The sequence below is a fragment of the Paramesorhizobium endophyticum genome, from assembly GCF_014640615.1.
GTDB lineage: Bacteria > Pseudomonadota > Alphaproteobacteria > Rhizobiales > Rhizobiaceae > Paramesorhizobium > Paramesorhizobium endophyticum.
Window position 1 is genome coordinate 38,637 of the sequence record NZ_BMHH01000015.1, and the last position, 16,744, is coordinate 55,380.

Below are 16,744 nucleotides of genomic sequence, written 5' to 3' on the forward strand. Positions count from 1 at the left end.
GATAAGTCATCCGCGTCAATATGCAACGCAATAATGATACTTGATTCCGCTGCCGCAATCCGCCATGCCGGAAGGGTGAGGAATGCATAAAGGGTGGGAGAGAGATGACGATCCATGACATCGCGGATTTGAAGGAACTGGCGCGCCGCCGCGTCCCGAAAATGTTCTTCGATTATGCCGATTCCGGCGCCTGGACGGAGAGCACCTACCGCGCCAACGAGGAAGACTTCAAGAAAATCCAGCTGCGCCAGCGCATTCTGGTCGATATGACCGACCGCTCGCTGGAGAGCACCATGATCGGCCAGAAGGTCTCCATGCCCGTGGCCCTCGCCCCGACCGGCCTCACCGGCATGCAGCACGCCAACGGCGAGATGCTGGCGGCACAGGCCGCGGAAGAGTTCGGCGTTCCCTTCACCCTCTCCACCATGAGCATCTGCTCCATCGAAGACGTGGCCTCGGTGACGAAGAAACCGTTCTGGTTCCAGCTCTACGTGATGCGCGACCGCGATTTCGTGAAGAATCTGATCGACCGCGCCAAGGCCGCCAAATGCTCGGCCCTCGTCCTCACCCTCGACCTGCAGATCCTCGGCCAGCGCCACAAGGATTTGCGCAATGGCCTCTCCGCCCCGCCGAAATTCACCCCAAAGCATATCTGGCAGATGGCGACCCGGCCCGCCTGGTGCATGGGCATGCTCGGCACGCAGCGCCGCACCTTCCGCAACATCGTGGGCCACGCCAAGGGCGCGACCGACCTCTCCTCCCTCTCCGCCTGGACCGCCGAGCAGTTCGACCCGCGCCTCAATTGGAGCGATGTCGAATGGATCAAGCAGCACTGGGGCGGACCGCTGATTTTAAAGGGTATCCTCGACGTCGAGGACGCAAAGATGGCGGCGCAATCGGGCGCGGATGCCATCGTCGTCTCCAACCATGGCGGCCGCCAGCTCGACGGTGCCCCCTCCTCCATCTCGATGCTGCCGAAGATCGTCGATGCGGTCGGCGACAAGATCGAAATCCATATGGATGGCGGCGTCCGCTCGGGCCAGGACGTGCTGAAGGCGCTGGCGCTTGGCGCGCAAGGCGTCTTCATCGGGCGTCCTTTCCTCTACGGCCTCGGCGCGATGGGCAAAGAGGGCGTCACCCTCGCGCTCGACATCATCCGCAAGGAACTCGACATCACCATGGCGCTTTGTGGCAAGCGCCGCGTGACCGATATCGGGCAGGATGTGCTTTATAGGGAGTAGTGCTGGTCACGCAGAATGACCTGCGCTTCAGACACCCCCCTCTGCCCTGCCGGGCATCTCCCCCACAAGGGGGGAGATTGGCTGTAAGGTTCGCTTTCGCTAATCTCACACCTCGGCGATTGTGTGCCGTCATGAATGAAGGCCGATCTCCCCCCCTTGTGGGGGAGATGCCCGGCAGGGCAGAGGGGGGTTACTGTCCCGCCAACCTTTCATATCAAAACGCCCCAGGAGCACGCCCATGCGCAACACCCCCCGCCTTGAAAACTACTGGATGCCCTTTACCGCCAACCGGCAGTTCAAGGCCGCGCCGCGCCTGCTCGCCTCTGCCGAAGGCATGTATTACACCGATGTGGACGGCAACAAGGTGCTGGACGGCACATCCGGCCTCTGGTGCGTCAATGCCGGCCACGGCCGCAAACGCATTGCGCAAGCGGTGGAGCGGCAGCTCACCACCATGGACTACGCACCCTCCTTCCAGATGGGCCACCCCGTCGCCTTCGAATTCGCCGAAAAGCTGGCGGCAAAGGCCCCCGGTGGCGAGGGCGCGCAGCTCGACCGGGTTTTCTTCACCGGCTCCGGCTCGGAATCCGTCGATACGGCCCTGAAAATCGCCATCGCCTATCAGCGCGCCATCGGCCAGGGAACGCGCACTCGCGTCATCGGTCGTGAGCGCGGCTATCACGGCGTCGGTTTCGGCGGCATTTCGGTCGGCGGCCTCGTCAACAACCGCCGCGTTTTCCCCACCCTCCCCGGCACGGACCATCTGCGCCATACCCATGATCCCGCGCGCAACAGCTTCGTCAAGGGCCTCCCCGCCCATGGCGCGGAACTGGCCGACGATCTGGAGCGCCTCGTCGCACTCCACGGCGCGGAAACCATCGCCGCCGTCATCGTCGAGCCCGTCGCGGGTTCCACAGGCGTGCTGCTCCCGCCGCAAAATTATCTGGAGCGCCTGCGCGCCATCGCCGACAAGCACGGCATCCTCCTGATCTTCGACGAGGTTATCACCGGCTTCGGTCGTCTCGGCACACCCTTCGCGGTCGATTATTTCGGCGTCGTCCCCGACCTCGTCACCACTGCCAAGGGCCTGACCAATGGCGCGATCCCCATGGGCGCGGTCTTTGCCAGCCGCAAGGTCCACGACGCGCTGATGCAGGGGCCGGAAAGCCAGATCGAGCTTTTCCACGGCTATACCTATTCCGGCCACCCCGTCGCCTGCGCGGCAGGTCTGGCAACGCTCGAAATCTACGAGGACGAAGGGCTGCTCACCCGCGGCGCGGAACTGGCCGATTACTGGCAGGAGGCGATCCATTCGCTGAAGGGCCTGCCTGACATCATCGACATCCGCACCATCGGCCTCGTCGCGGGCATCGAGCTTGCTTCCCGTGACGGCGCGCCGGGCGCCCGCGCTTACGAGGTTTTCACCGATTGCTTTAATAAAGGCTTGCTCATTCGCGTAACTGGCGACATCATTGCCCTCTCACCGCCCTTGATTGTCGAGCGCGATGAGATCGACACAATGGTTTCGATGCTTGGAGAGAGTATTAAGCAGGCAGCATAGTAAAACGCGAAATATTCCTCTTTCCACCGGCATTATACTCGCTTAAACTTCGAATAACTTAGGCGAGCGGGGAAGGTCGCTGATGAATATTTTTCGGTCGTTGGGGCTGGCCAAGGCCCCGCAGAGGCCGGCCAGGCAAAGGCTGACGCTGGATATCTCGCACATCGCGGTTTACGCCATCGGCGATGTGCATGGCTGCTATGACCAGCTCCTGGCGCTGGAGCGCATCATCGCGGCCGATGCAAGCCGCCTGCCCGATCCCAAGCTCATCGTCATGCTCGGCGATTACATCGATCGCGGCCCTGCCCCGGCGGAGGTGATCGAGCACCTGATCGGTCCGCCGCCGGATGGCTTTTACCGCATCTGCCTCATGGGCAATCATGAAATGGCGATGCTGGATTATCTCGACGGGCAATTGTCGCTGAAGGACTGGCTGAAGCTCGGCGCCGCCGCCACGCTTTTTTCCTATGGCATCGACGTCGACCAACTGAAGAAGACTCATCGCACGGCCAAGAAGCTGAACGAGGCCATCCAATCCGCCATACCGGAAAGCCATGTGGAGTTTCTACGGTCCCTGCCGATCATGATCGATTCCGGCTTCTTCGTCTTCGCCCATGCCGGCATCCGCCCGGGCACGCTTCCCGCCGAACAGACCGATGAGGATCTCGTCACCATCCGCGAGGACTTCTTCGCCAGCGCCCACCTCCTCGACCGTTGGGTCGTCCACGGCCATACTCCGGTGGAGGCGGCAGGGCCCGTGGGACGCCGCATCAATGTCGACACCGGCGCGTTCTTCTCCGACAAGCTCAGCGCGGTGCGGCTGTGGAACCGCAAGGGACGCATACTCTCTACGTAATATGGCTGCTTGCGCTTGGGCAGGAATGGCGCTTTATTGAGCGGAAGATGCCCATTCGCGGCGTCCTTCCCCATGGAGCCTTCCTTGCCTGCCCTCAACATTGCCAATGAACTGACCGTGCGCGACTGCCAACTCGCCGATATTCCTGAAATCACAGCCATCTATGCCCATGCGGTGCGCACCGGCACGGCGAGTTTTGAGCTTGAGCCGCCATCCGAAGCGGAGATGGCGAGACGCCGCGAAACGCTCGTCGCCGGGGATTTTCCCTATGTCGTCGCGGTTATCGGCGGCAAGATCGCGGGTTATGCTTATGCGGGACCACACCGGGCGCGTCCGGCCTATGACGACACCGTGGAGAACTCGGTCTATGTGCACAAGGATTTCCATGGCCGCGGCATCGGCAAGGCACTGATGATGGAGGTGATCGAGCAGGCGGAAGAGCGCGGGTACCGCCAAATGGTCGCCGTCATCGGCGATTCCGCCAACACCGCCTCCATTCGCCTGCACGAGAGCCTGGGCTTCCAGATCATCGGCACGCTGAAATCGGTCGGCTGGAAGCATGGTCGCTGGCTCGATACCGTGCTGGCGCAGCGCGCGCTGGGTCCCGGCGATGGGACGCCGCCATCAGACAGATAACGCCCCAGCAGTTTTCAAATCGCCTTCAAATTCACCCGCGCTTCAAGCTTCGCCGCGTCTTCCTTGCGCTCGCTGTAGCGGTTGGTGAGGTAGCCGGAAACATCGCGCGTCAGAAGCGTGAATTTGACTAGCTCCTCCATCACATCGACAACCCGGTCGTAATAGGATGAAGGCTTCATCCGGCCCGCCTCGTCGAATTCCTGAAAGGCTTTCGCCACCGAGGACTGGTTGGGAATGGTGATCATCCGCATCCAGCGACCAAGCACGCGCATCTGGTTAACCGCATTGAAGCTCTGGGAACCGCCGCTCACCTGCATAACGGCGAGCGTGCGCCCCTGTGTCGGACGGATGGAGCCGACGGAAAGCGGTATCCAGTCGATTTGCGCCTTGAGAACGCCGCTCATCGCCCCGTGGCGTTCGGGGCTGACCCACACTTGCCCTTCCGACCATTCGGAAAGTTGGCGCAACTCCTGCACCTTCGGATGATCCGCCGGCGCGCTATCCGGCATCGGCAAGCCAGTCGGGTCGTAGATGCGTGTCTCCGCCCCGAAATGCTCCAGAAGCCGGGCGGCTTCCTGCGCCAACAGGCGGCTATAGGAGCGCTCGCGCAATGAGCCGTAGAGCAGCAATATGCGTGGCCGATGGGTGGAAGGGGGAGACGAAAGCCTTGCCGGATCGGGTATGTCGAGAATATCCACGCTGACGTTTGGCAAATCAGACAATGCGTTTTCCCTCCTGATCGACGACAGCCTCACCGTCCTCCTTCGTAAACGCCCCCTGCTGCGGCAGAGGCAGGATGTCAAGGACAACCTCCGACGGACGGCATAGGCGGACACCGAGCGGGGTGACGACGAACGGGCGGTTGATCAGGATCGGATGCTCCAGCATCGCGTTGAGAAGCTGCTCGTCGTCAAGCGCGGGATCGTCCAGCCCAAGCTCCGCATAGGGCGTGCCCTTTTGCCGGATCGCCTCGCGGACGCTCAAACCGGCCTTGGCGATCATATCCTTGAGTTCCTCCCGGCTGGGCGGCGTCTTCAGATATTCGATCACATCAGGCTCGATCCCGGCATTGCGGATCATGGCCAGCGCATTGCGCGACGTGCCGCAGGCAGGATTGTGGTAGATCGTAACGTCCATCAGAGCGTCCTTTCCAGTTCGTTGCTATTGCGGACCGAAGCACCGCGCTCGTACCAGCCCTTGCTGTTGTTGACGATCCAGACCACGGAAAGCATCACGGGCACCTCGACCAGCACACCGACCACGGTTGCGAGCGCCGCACCGGAATTGAAACCGAACAGGCTGATGGCAGCGGCAACCGCGAGCTCGAAGAAATTGCTGGCGCCAATCAGTGCGGAAGGCCCCGCCACGCAATGCTGCTCGCCGGAGATGCGGTTGAGAAGGTAAGCAAGACCCGAATTGAAATAAACCTGGATCAGGATCGGCACCGCCAGAAGCGCGATCACCAGCGGCTGCGCAATGATCTGCTCGCCCTGGAAGCCGAACAGCATGATGAGCGTTGCGAGCAGCGCGACCAGCGACAGCGGTTGCAACATGGCAAGCAGGCGGTCGAGCGCCGCCTGCCCGCTGACAGCGAGAAGGCGGTTGCGCACCACCTGCGCGATGATCACGGGAATAACGATATAGAGCACCACCGAAAGCACCAGCGTGTTCCAAGGCACCGTAATGGCCGAGAGCCCCAGCAGCAGGCCGACGATCGGCGCGAAGGCGACGACCATGACGGCGTCGTTGAGCGCCACCTGCGACAGGGTGAAATGCGGCTCGCCCCTGGTCAGGCTCGACCAGACGAACACCATTGCGGTGCATGGCGCGGCGGCGAGGATGATAAGCCCCGCAATATAGGAATCGATCTGCATTGCCGGCAGATAAGGGCGGAACAGCCAGCCGATGAAGAGCCACCCGAGCAGCGCCATCGAAAATGGCTTTACCGCCCAATTGATGAACAGCGTGACGCCGATGCCCCGCCAGAAGGCGCCAACCTCGCGAAGCGCCGCAAAATCGATGCGCAGCAGCATCGGGATGATCATCAGCCAGATCAGCACAGCCATCGGGATATTGACCTTGGCGATCTCCAGCGCTCCGACCGCGTGGAAGAGGCCGGGCGCCAGATGGCCCAGCGCGACGCCCGCGACGATGCACAATGCGACCCAGATGGTAAGGTAACGTTCGAAAATCGACATATCAGTCAAAGTCCTCAAGCTTGCCGATGCTGCCGGCCCCCTCTTTGGGCGGACAGCATGGAATGATATCGGCTATCAAAGGCGCACAAATATCGGGATGGCCGGCGCAGCAATCCTTGAGCAGGTAGGTGAGTGCACTGTGAATACCCTCGAAACGCACACGATAGATAATCGAACGGCCCTGCCGCTCGGAAAAGATGAGCCCGGCGCGGGTGAGAATTGCCAGATGCGTCGACATCGTATTCTGGGGCGTGTCGAGGAGGCGTGAGATTTCACCTGCAGGCAGCCCCTCCGGCTCGTGCATCACAAGGAGCTTGAAAGCATCCATGCGCGTCGGCTGGGCCAAGGCTGAGAAAGCTTCGATGGCAAGATTTTTTTTCATATTTCGAGATATATCGATATATAATCCTACGTCAAGAGCCAGCCCGATAAGGCCAGCGTGAAAACCCCTTCTTGAGCGTTATCCCTGTGCCCCGAGATAATGGATATGCAGCCGCCCGTGATGCGGCGAGCGGTCGATGAAGGCTTTCACGCCGAACACCTCCGCGACAAGCTCCTGCGTCAGCACCGCCTCCGGCGCGCCTGCGGTCACCACGCGGCCATGCTGCAGAACGGCGATCCGGTCGCAGAACATGGCGGCGAGGTTGAGATCGTGCAACGCCACCACGCTCGTCACCGGCAGTTTTGAAACCAGCGACAGGATCTCCAATTGGTGCTGGATGTCCAGATGGTTTGTCGGCTCGTCGAGGATGAGCTCCGTCGGCGTCTGCGCCAGCGCCCTTGCGATATGGACGCGCTGACGCTCGCCGCCCGAGAGCGTGTGCCAGGATTGCGCCCGCTTGTGCATCATGCCGACGCTGGCGAGCGCATGGGCGACCGCCTCCTCGTCCCGTGCCGTCCAGGGCGTGAGCGGCCCACGATGCGGCGTGCGCCCAAGCCGCACCACATCCTCGACGCTGATGGGCGCGTCCGTCGTTGCCTGCTGTTCCACCAGCGCGATCCGGCGCGAAAGCATCGCGCGGGACATGCCGCCGATTTCGTCATTACCGAGCGTGATGACGCCGCTATCCACGCGCCGGAGTCCGCAGATCAGCCGCAGCAGGCTCGATTTGCCCGAGCCATTCGGCCCGAGCAATCCCAGCATCTGTCCCGGCTCGATATGGAGCGTGACATCGTCGACGATGGTCTTGCCTGACGCCGCCCAGCATGCAGCCTTGACGGATATGCTCATACCGCCCTCCTCGCCCGATAGAGAATGAATGCAAATGCCGGCGCGCCAAACAGCGCCGTCACCACGCCGATGGGCAATATCTGCTGCGGAATGATGATCCGCGAGACGATATCCGCCAACACCATGAAGATCGCCCCCGCCATGGCCGAGGCGGGGATGAGCCGCAAATGCCCCGGCCCGACGATGAACCGCGCCGCATGGGGAATGACCAGCCCGACAAAGCCGATGGAGCCGACAATGCTGACCATCGTCGCCGTCAGCAGCGAGGTGAGGCCGATGAGGACAACACGCACCCGCGCGACCGGCACGCCCAGCGTCGCCGCCGCATCGGCGCCGAAGGTGAAGGCATCGAGCGCGCGGGCGTAGAAGAGGCAGACCACAAACCCGACAAGCGCCACCGGCGCGGCGAGATACACATCGGGCCAGCGCACGCCGCCAAGGCTGCCGAGGAGCCAGAACATGACGCCCCGCGCCTGCTCCGCATTGGCGGAGGTGGTGACAATGTAGGAGGTCAGCGCATTGAAGAGCTGCGACCCGGCCACCCCGGCAAGGATGATCCGTTCATGGCTTCCGCCGGAGCCTGCCGCCAGCACCGAAACCAGCAGGAAGGCGATGATCGCGCCGATGAATGCCCCGCTCGAAAGGGTCAGCACGCCGTAACCGAGCCCCAGGATCATCACCGCGACGGCTCCTGTGGACGCACCCGCCGAAATGCCGAGCACATAGGGCTCCGCCAGCGGATTGCGCAGCAGCGCCTGCAGGATGACGCCCGAAAGCGCCAGCGCCGCCCCGCAAGAAGCCGCCACCAGCGCCCGGCTCATCCGGTAATCCCAGATGATGCCCGCCTGAATACCGCTCACCGCGAAATCCGCGCCGAACAGCCGGTTGGCGAGGGCCTTGAAAGTGGTCGCGAGCGGGATCGTCATTTCGCCTATGGAGACCGCCATGGCGATGGAGAGGAGGAGGGCGGCAATGGATAGAAGGGCGAGGAGGATGAGAGTGGTTTCGGCTTTAAGGGAAGCGCGAGGCCTACCCCCCTCTGCCCTACCGGGCATCTCCCCCTCAAGGGGGGAGATTGGCTGACACGGTTGGCTATATTCACCTTGCACCGTTTGCGATTGATACCGAGCGGCCATAACAGCGTGATCTCCCCCCTTGGGGGGGAGATGTCCGGCAGGACAGAGGGGGGTACTGTCCCGCTGCCGTTTCCATTTAAAATGTATCACTTCGCCAACCCGAACGTCTTGATTCCCGCCGCCAGCGCCTCGATCCCGTCTATCGTACGGATCGTCGGGTTCATCGCCTGCGCATCCATCATGACAAAATGCTTCTGCTTCACCACATCGAGCTGGCTCACCACAGGATCGGTTTCAAGAAAATTGACCTTCACCGCCGGATCGTCAGCGGCATAGCGGCGGCGGGTCATTTCGCCGATGACGATCACCGCAGGGTTCTTCGCGGCGATGGTTTCCCAGCTCACCAGCGGCCATTCCTCATTGGTGTCGATGATGTTGTCAGCGCCGAGCACCCGCAGCATATAGGCCGGAGCGCCGTTCCTGCCCGCCACAAACGCATCGCCCTTCACATCCTTGCTGGAGAACCAGAAGACGACGGGCAGGCCGGTACCCTTCTCGCCCGCGACCGAGGCGATGGCGTCCGCCTCGCGCTTCTTCAATTCCGCCACCAGCTTCTCCCCGCGCTCCTGCACGTCGAAGATTTCCGCCAGTTCCCGGATCTCCTGATAGACGAGATCCATCGTGAACGGCTCCTTGCGCACCCCGTCGCCGCCGCCGGAATTGTCCTTGGCGACGCAATCGGCGGGCGAGATATAGGTGGGGATGCCCAAGTCGCCGAATTGCCGGCGCGTGCCCACCGCTCCCTGCGGGCCGACATCCCACTCGAACTGCGCGGCAACGAGATCAGGCTCCTGCCCCACGACCGATTCGAAGCTCGGGCTGTTGTCGGCAAGCCGCTTGATCCTGGCGTTTTCGCTCTCAAAAGGCTTCAGCACCGGCCCGACCCAGACGGCGGTGCCGGCGATCTTGTCGGCAAGGCCGAGCGACAGCAGAATTTCCGTCGAGTTCTGGCCGATGGCCACCGCCCGCTGCGGTGCCTTGTCGAAGGTGACGGAAACGCCGCAATTGCGTAGCGTCAGCGGGTATTTGGTATGTTCGGCCGCCTGGGAAACCGTAGCGCCGGCGAGAAGCCCCAGAGCGAACGCCCCAAATACGCCCGCAATGACGAAGACGCCCCCACGGGCGCGCCGCCGAGTGATATCCAGCATGATTGTTTCCTCTCCGGGCAACCCCGCCCGCGATTATGGACTCTGATTCGACGGCAGGTCTCCTGGCTCGCGGATATCTGCTTCACATCTGCCTTCCCGCCATCCGTCTCCGGACCGGCAGTGGCATGGCGCCTCACGAGGAGACGCCACAAGGACGTTCGGCAATCCGCCTACAGTTGCGGGGGCAGCCACGGTCTTGGTCCCATTTGGGTCGTCCGCACCGTGTTCCCTATTAATCCCCTGGGAGTCATCCTTCGGGGAACCGTCACCGTGATTCTTAAAGTGGCCGGGAGGCTCCCGTCAAGTGACCGAAGCCGAACGCGCTTTTCGTAATGTAATAACGTTACAAACGTCAAGCACTAAAATGCCACAGCACCGGACGCATGATGCCGCAAGTTGCAAAGCTTTGACGGGGAGATCCTGCCGCCAAAACAACGGCTTAAGGAAACTTATCTTGCCTGGACTGTCTCACGCCCTGCTCTCATATACAAAAGAACTGGAATAAGCTTGGCGACGGGTTCGGACACTGTGTCCACCGCAAATATCGTAGTTCAACGCTGGATAGCGGAAATCCTATTGACTCTTTAACTATAGTACTATTTATCTCTCGCAACTTTTAGGGGGACCCCATGCACAATGCAAACGATCGCGGCTTGAAGGATGTTTTGCTCTGGCTGAGCTATGCCTTCCTGTTCGTCGTGATCTGCCTCGTGGTGAACGAACTGCGCGGCGTGCTCGTTTGAAATCTTCCGCAGTATATAACCAGTCAAAGCGAAGCGAAGCATAGATCGCAAAGCTTTCTTGATATTTCCTTTTGCCGACATGCTCGGGAAAATCACGACTCACCGAGCCCCAAATCCAATTATACTTCGGTCTATAATCCCTGACCGCAAAGCCCGCATGCTTAGCCTCGCTTTCCCTAAACAATCTTCCGGAACAATACGCGCCCTCGGCGGTTAATCGGGTGGTGCATTGCAAAGGAGATTTGAGACATGTCGAACATGGACGAATGGGTGAACCAATGGCTACGTGACGCGCACGCCATGGAAGAGCAGGCGGAGCAGATGCTGAGCGCGCAGGCGAGCCGCCTGGAGAATTACCCTCAGTTGCGCGCCCGCATCGAGCAGCATCTGGCCGAGACGAAATCCCAGCGCGAACGGATCGCCCGCTGCATCGAGCAGCGCGGAGGCTCCACCTCCACCATCAAGGACGCCGCTGGCAAGCTAACCGCGATGATGCAAGGGCTGGGCGGTGTCATGGCTGGCGACGAAGTCGTCAAGGGCACGCTGGCGAGCTATACGTTCGAGCACATGGAAATCGCCTCCTACCGCATTTTGGTCGCTGCCGCGAAGGCTGCAGGCGACATGACCACAGCGCGGGTCTGCGAAGAGATTTGCCGCGAGGAAGAGGCCATGGCCGAGTGGCTCGCGGATCATGCCAATGGCATCACCCAGGAATATCTGCGGCGCGATTCCGCCGAACTCGAAACGGCCAAGCGTTAGTTTCTCGCTGGAAATCCAATCGAGCAGCCGGGTGGAGATCACCCGGCGCCACCTATTTGCCCAGCGCACCGCACATTAGCGCGGTTGAATCATATGGCAATTGCAACCTACTGAATTATTTACGATATTTTAAAGGGTTTGACTCCGTTACCCGACCGGACCACACTTCCAGACCTAGGCACTCCCGTCATTTGGGCTTATTTCGTAGCCTGGTTAAGCTAAACGGAGAATCACATGCCTATTAGGGGTGAATATCCAGGTCCCGGTTCTGCCTATAGCGGTGAAGACTGGCGCGTCATGCAAACCGCCTATCACAGGGCAGCCGCCATCCTGGAGCACGGTCCCAATGACAGCTGGAAGGCGAATCGCCTGGCACGAGAAGTCATGCGACTCTTTAATCTCGGCTATCGCGACGTGGAAGCCCTTGCTTTTGCCGCCGCCGACAGCGAGAGCAACCGCATAGACCAGGAAAGAAAGTTTCCTGTCGCCATGTGAACTGATTGGCTCCGGGGAGGATAGCCTTCCATGGGCCTGCCTCTAGACTTCGAAAGAGGTTGAGGTGACCGCAATCATCCCGGCTGGGCATCCCAGCCGGGATTTTCTGTTAGCGTGTTTCACCTTTTGATGGAAACAGCCGCTCATTCTTTACCATTATGGCCATGTCACCGTAGAGGAATGGATCCCAGTGACACAAGCACTGGGATCCATTCCTCTACCTCTCCATAACGACAAGGGTCCCAAATCAGAATTCAAGCGATTCCATCAACTCATGAACCGCTCTAAATCCAGTGCAGGACGGATGTTCCGATTCAGCCCCAGATTCGCTGGGAATTCTGGAGCCACCGATACTCCAGCGGACACCTGAGCATCAGAATTTTCCCAAATAAACTCTTGTTCGGCGTACCGCCCCAACTTTCCGCCGGAGATATTCTTCGATTTCCTGTTAGAAATGAATGGCTTAGCCGATATCGTCAATTTTAGCTAAATTAGTGCAAATTGCTCCCCATTTGTTAGGGTTGCGACTCACCCATTTTTTAGCGCACAAATTGCATGCCGGATGTTCCATCGGCACTGAGGCCCGACCCCCACCCGCAACCATCATCCAGGTCGGGCCTCTTCCCTTCCCTTCGACAAGGCAGCACAAATTCTCCGGCAGATAAGCCCCTGCGGCTTTATGCGCCGGCACAGTCAATATCGGGCGGTCGATACACCAAAGCAAAACGGCGGGCCCCGTGATGGCAGCCCGCCGTCTTGTAAGAGCGCCAGTAAGCGCGTCTCTTAGTAGTCGGTCTCGTAGTCCGTGTCGTTATAGAGGCGCTTGGTGCCGCGATATTCGGTTCCGCCATTGATGCGAACCGTCTTCGAAGTATGGATGCGGCGCTCCGGCAGAACCTCCGTGCGATGGACGTACTGGTTACGGGTCACGACCCGCGGACGCTCATGAATGCGCGTCACGACGTTCTCGCGAACAACCGGTTGCACGCGGTCAACCCGGACGATCCGGTTGACGTGACGCACATAGCGGGTGTTGTTGACGTCACGATAGCGCGTCATGTTCTTGACGTTGCGGACGGTCTTGTAACGATAAACCGTTTCCGCGGTCGGAGCTACATGGGCGCGATTCACGATCGTCTTGGAAGTACGGACGTGACGGGTCGGCAGCATCTCTGTCCGGTTGCCATAACGGTTCTCACGGATCACCGCGGTCTTGTTATGAACGCGCGTCACCGTATTGACCCGCGTGACGGGCTGGACGCGCGTCACGTTCACAATGCGCTTGGTATGCGTCACGACGCGAGGACGCTCAACATCACGATAGCGCGTGACATTGCGCACCTGGCGCTTGACATTCCCCTCACGATAGGTCGTCTCGACCTTGGTCGTGGGGATATTTCTCCTTGCTTCCTGCGCTTCCGCGGCAACCGTGATGGCGACCATCGAAGCGCTTGCCAGGGCGGCAATAGCAAAGAGATTTTTGAAGGACTTCATCATGACTCTGTCTCCTAGAGTTACACAAGCTACACATCATTGAACTAAGCCCTCAGTTTCCCCCTACTGAAAAGACCTAACGCAGCGAAATCTAATCGAGAATACTTACGAATGTACAAAGGAAAACCCAAACACTACTATTCTACTTTAAAATATTGCCGATAATTTTTACTAAGTTTGTAAGTAACTTAGGATTTTCTGTTATTTTACTTGGCCACTATCCAGACAAATTCATATGCATTCTTTGTTTATCTTCCTAAAATTCTAAATATTATAAGGAACGAAAATATGAGAGCGACAATAAGAGTGGGCGCGGTTCTTCTGGCCTTGCTTGGACTTTCCGGGGCGGCTTCAGCAGCGCCGAATACTGACTGCCGTCCGGCGGCCCTTCGCAGTCTTCAGAAGCTGTCTCCCGACGGCTATGCGATATACCGGGCAATGCAGGACAAGGAGCAGTTCATGACCTGGATCACCTGCGAGGATGTGCAGCTCGATCTTGCGACGGCGGTTCATGAATCCGTGCATACGCTGACGGAGGAGCAGGATGCCTATCCGCTCATCGGCGGCAGCAGCCTCCCGCGCCCGCATGAAACCGAGAGCTTCTTCCCGCCGCGGGAAATTGCCGGCCAGATGGCGCGAAGATTCAAGGACCCGCTCTTCATCGACACCTATCTGAAGCCGGGCGCAGCATCCTCGGCGGATAATTTCATGGTGCTCCTGGATGAGCTCAACGCGTTCAGCCATGACCTTAACTCCGCTGTCCGGCTTACCTCCGTCCATACCGGCGGCAACCGGCCCGACCATCGCGACGGCCTCGCCGCCATGATGGCGTTCGTGACGGCCTATGCGGACGAAGCGCGAAAGAGCCATCCCGAAACATGGCAAGGGCTGAACGAGCCGAAGACCGCGAAGATCATCAGCACGCTCTGGAAACAGGCCGAAACCGCGATGACCTCCTCTTGCGGCATAGCGGAATTCGGAACGAATGACCGCGATTACCTGAGCTATGTCGCGAATACCGAGAATTCAGCGGCCCTCGGCGATATCATCGGCCGCGCCCCTGCCCGCCTCACGGCCTGCCTCTCCGCTCCGGTCACCGCCGCGACGCAATGATCCCGTCTCTTGGGCAGGCCTCGGGCAAAGCTGCCCAGGGCCTGCCATCTCGGCGCCCTTTTTTGCCGCCAAGGACACATGAATCTTTTTTAATTTAGCGATTGCAGCTTCATCAGCCTCTACCTATTTCATTGCATGAGGCCACTGCATTTCAGCTGTTTTGTTTACCTGGGAAGAATGCAGAGATGGCCGGATCAAGTGGAAATGCGGCCCACTGCCCGGCTTAAACCATGTGTATACCGAGTTTATCGTTTTTACTGCGATAGAATTGCTCGCAAAGCCATATAAAGGGCCACATTTCCGTATTACCACTAGGGCTAGCAGATTCGCGTTTACTGGCTGATAAGAACACTGGGAACATTCCTCTTGCCCCGTTGCGCGGACTGCTGAAAACTATTACGTGCATGCCACAAAACAATAATGATTCTAGAGGAGCCTAAAATGTTGGAAGAAAAGAACCAGAACGAAATCATCGAGTTCACCGCCGAGATCGTCACGGCCTATGTGGCCAACAATTCGGTAGCGGCGAATGACCTGCCATCCCTCATCGCTGAGATCCATGCCTCCCTGTCCGGTCTGATGACGGAGACGGTTGCCATGCCCGCGGAGAAGCCCACCCCCGCAGTATCGATCAAGAAGTCCGTCACGGACGACTACATCATCTGCCTGGAAGACGGGAAGAAGTTCAAGTCGCTCAAGCGCCATTTGATGACCCATTACGGGATGACGCCTGAGGAATACCGCGCGAAGTGGGACCTCCCGTCCGATTACCCGATGGTCGCCCCAAACTATGCGGCGACCCGCTCGAACCTTGCCAAGCAGATGGGCTTGGGACGCAAGGCGAAGGCGGAGCTGGAAAAGCCGCGCAAGAAGGCCGCTTGATAAGCTGGAAATCCGGGACCGGGCATTTCCGAAACACATATTGCTGAAAAAAGGGGGTAGGATATCCGTCTGGCGTGATCCTGCTCTCGTCCCCGAAAATGCTGATCGCGCGTCTCATGACGGCGTGGATCGAAACGGGGTAAAATATGCGTGAAAGAGGAAAACCGGCGCTCTCGGGTCCGATCAGCGTTCGCGTCGTATCCGGAAATTTATGTCTTCTTCCGATTGCGAGGCACACGAACGGCATATTCAAAGCCCCTCCCTTCTTCAGAGGGAGGGGCTTTTTGTGGCCCGAACTTAGCCCGCAGGCGCCACGGCGGGCGTGAGCGTCACGGAAGTTCCCGTGGCGGCGATGTTGAGACCCTTCACGCCGGTAACGCTGACCGTCTGCAGCTGGATGGAACCAGCGGTGCCTCCGGTAAGCACATTCACTCCGGCGCCCAGACCCACGCTGGCTTCCGCCGTAAGGCCCTGATAGAGGCCCGCGAGCGACCCATGGTGATAACCGGCGGTGGGGGCGAAAACGGCCCAGATCAGCCGTCCTTCGGTCGTAAAGCCGAGATCGACACCCATTTTGCGGATAACGCCGGTGTAATGGTCGAGCGGCTGCGCGCCACCCATGGTCGACTTGAAGACGCAATCCATCTCCTTCGCCGATCCCAGGACATAGCCGACACCACCGCTGATGTGACAATCGAGATAACCGATGCGAACGCCATCGCGCTGGTCAGGCACAGTCTCCTGGATCGGCGCCTGGCGAATCATATCGGCCGCAAGGGCGGTCCCGCCGAATGCCAGAACCGGAAGAGCGGCAAGCGCTGCGGCAACAATCTTCTTCATTTCCCTGTAACTCCTTCAAGTACTTTTGTGGCCCGTCCATTTTTTCGAGTCTGTTCGAACGAGCCGGACGGCTATGGGCCACACATGTGGCGGAAGAATGATTGAACGTGTGAGCGCACAAATTGTTGCATTTGTTGCCCGCAACCTCATTCTCGCCTCACGGCGGCGTGAGCGACAGCTGCATGGCGGAACGATGAAATTCAGCCGTGAACTCTGCACATCCTGAAGCGCAACCGAAAAGGCGGAGGCACCCTCAACAGAGGGCGAGGATCAAAACGGCTTCGACCCGGCGAGTTGATCGCGGTCAACTTGTCGCCCTCCCCGTCCGCGCGGATCGAACCACCTGAAAGCGCGCGTTAAGACGCGTTAAGAAAAGCCTCTTCCGCGCAAGCGCCACGAATCGAATCCCGC

17 protein-coding genes and 1 riboswitch are annotated in these 16,744 nt (G+C 59.7%); of the genes, 8 read left to right on the top strand and 9 right to left on the bottom strand.

What is annotated here, in order from left to right; translation table 11 throughout:
* The first annotated feature begins 104 nt into the window (after positions 1-104).
* From IEX53_RS16650 to IEX53_RS16665, 4 genes are all read left to right on the top strand, one after another.
* Positions 105-1,241 (top strand): alpha-hydroxy acid oxidase, encoded by a 1,137-nt coding sequence (locus IEX53_RS16650; RefSeq protein ID WP_188825313.1) that lies wholly within the window; start codon positions 105-107, stop codon positions 1,239-1,241.
* 238 nt (positions 1,242-1,479) lie between these two features.
* On the top strand, positions 1,480-2,802 hold the full coding sequence (aptA, locus tag IEX53_RS16655) for an omega-aminotransferase AptA (protein ID WP_188825314.1): 1,323 nt from the start codon (positions 1,480-1,482) through the stop codon (positions 2,800-2,802).
* An 82-nt stretch (positions 2,803-2,884) separates the two neighbouring features.
* Positions 2,885-3,658 (top strand): metallophosphoesterase, encoded by a 774-nt coding sequence (locus IEX53_RS16660; protein WP_188825315.1) that lies wholly within the window; start codon positions 2,885-2,887, stop codon positions 3,656-3,658.
* Between the two features lie 72 nt (positions 3,659-3,730).
* A complete protein-coding gene (locus tag IEX53_RS16665; RefSeq protein WP_188825381.1) occupies positions 3,731-4,294 on the top strand; it encodes a GNAT family N-acetyltransferase in 564 nt (187 codons plus the stop codon).
* Between the two features lie 14 nt (positions 4,295-4,308).
* On the opposite strand, the gene arsH is transcribed toward IEX53_RS16665, so the two are convergent.
* From arsH to IEX53_RS16700, 7 genes are all read right to left on the bottom strand, one after another.
* A complete protein-coding gene (gene arsH, locus IEX53_RS16670; protein ID WP_373288678.1) occupies positions 4,309-5,016 on the bottom strand; it encodes an arsenical resistance protein ArsH in 708 nt (235 codons plus the stop codon).
* On the bottom strand, positions 5,009-5,431 hold the full coding sequence (gene arsC, locus IEX53_RS16675; protein WP_188825316.1) for an arsenate reductase (glutaredoxin): 423 nt from the start codon (positions 5,429-5,431) through the stop codon (positions 5,009-5,011). The genes arsH and arsC overlap by 8 nt, the downstream gene beginning before the upstream one ends.
* Entirely contained in the window at positions 5,431-6,492 is a 1,062-nt protein-coding gene (gene arsB / locus IEX53_RS16680; protein WP_188825317.1) for an ACR3 family arsenite efflux transporter, read from the bottom strand. The genes arsC and arsB overlap by 1 nt, the downstream gene beginning before the upstream one ends.
* 1 nt (position 6,493) lies before the next feature.
* Positions 6,494-6,874 (bottom strand): ArsR/SmtB family transcription factor, encoded by a 381-nt coding sequence (locus IEX53_RS16685; protein ID WP_188825318.1) that lies wholly within the window; start codon positions 6,872-6,874, stop codon positions 6,494-6,496.
* A 78-nt stretch (positions 6,875-6,952) separates the two neighbouring features.
* A complete protein-coding gene (locus tag IEX53_RS16690) occupies positions 6,953-7,723 on the bottom strand; it encodes an ABC transporter ATP-binding protein (RefSeq protein WP_188825319.1) in 771 nt (256 codons plus the stop codon).
* Positions 7,720-8,778, bottom strand: coding sequence for a FecCD family ABC transporter permease (locus IEX53_RS16695; RefSeq protein ID WP_188825320.1), 1,059 nt, complete (start codon positions 8,776-8,778; stop codon positions 7,720-7,722). The genes IEX53_RS16690 and IEX53_RS16695 overlap by 4 nt, the downstream gene beginning before the upstream one ends.
* A gap of 167 nt (positions 8,779-8,945) precedes the next feature.
* Complete coding sequence (locus tag IEX53_RS16700; RefSeq protein WP_188825321.1) at positions 8,946-10,007, bottom strand: ABC transporter substrate-binding protein; 1,062 nt, start codon at positions 10,005-10,007, stop codon at positions 8,946-8,948.
* A gap of 35 nt (positions 10,008-10,042) precedes the next feature.
* A riboswitch (cobalamin riboswitch) is annotated at positions 10,043-10,289 on the bottom strand.
* A 710-nt stretch (positions 10,290-10,999) separates the two neighbouring features.
* On the opposite strand from IEX53_RS16700, the gene IEX53_RS16705 reads away from it, so the two are divergent.
* Positions 11,000-11,509 (top strand): ferritin-like domain-containing protein, encoded by a 510-nt coding sequence (locus tag IEX53_RS16705; protein ID WP_188825322.1) that lies wholly within the window; start codon positions 11,000-11,002, stop codon positions 11,507-11,509.
* 234 nt (positions 11,510-11,743) lie between these two features.
* Positions 11,744-12,004, top strand: coding sequence for a hypothetical protein (locus tag IEX53_RS16710; RefSeq protein WP_188825323.1), 261 nt, complete (start codon positions 11,744-11,746; stop codon positions 12,002-12,004).
* Between the two features lie 783 nt (positions 12,005-12,787).
* On the opposite strand, the gene IEX53_RS16715 is transcribed toward IEX53_RS16710, so the two are convergent.
* The gene (locus tag IEX53_RS16715; RefSeq protein ID WP_188825324.1) at positions 12,788-13,501 is read right to left on the bottom strand and encodes a hypothetical protein; all 714 of its coding nucleotides are present in this window, start codon (positions 13,499-13,501) and stop codon (positions 12,788-12,790) included.
* 285 nt (positions 13,502-13,786) lie between these two features.
* Here IEX53_RS16715 and IEX53_RS16720 point away from each other — a divergent pair, with 285 nt between their 5' ends.
* Positions 13,787-14,611, top strand: coding sequence for a hypothetical protein (locus tag IEX53_RS16720; protein WP_188825325.1), 825 nt, complete (start codon positions 13,787-13,789; stop codon positions 14,609-14,611).
* Between the two features lie 441 nt (positions 14,612-15,052).
* Complete coding sequence (locus tag IEX53_RS16725) at positions 15,053-15,493, top strand: Ros/MucR family transcriptional regulator (protein ID WP_188825326.1); 441 nt, start codon at positions 15,053-15,055, stop codon at positions 15,491-15,493.
* A gap of 297 nt (positions 15,494-15,790) precedes the next feature.
* Here IEX53_RS16725 and IEX53_RS16730 read toward each other — a convergent pair whose 3' ends face one another.
* Positions 15,791-16,333 (bottom strand): DUF992 domain-containing protein, encoded by a 543-nt coding sequence (locus tag IEX53_RS16730; protein ID WP_188825327.1) that lies wholly within the window; start codon positions 16,331-16,333, stop codon positions 15,791-15,793.
* Positions 16,334-16,744 lie beyond the last annotated feature (411 nt).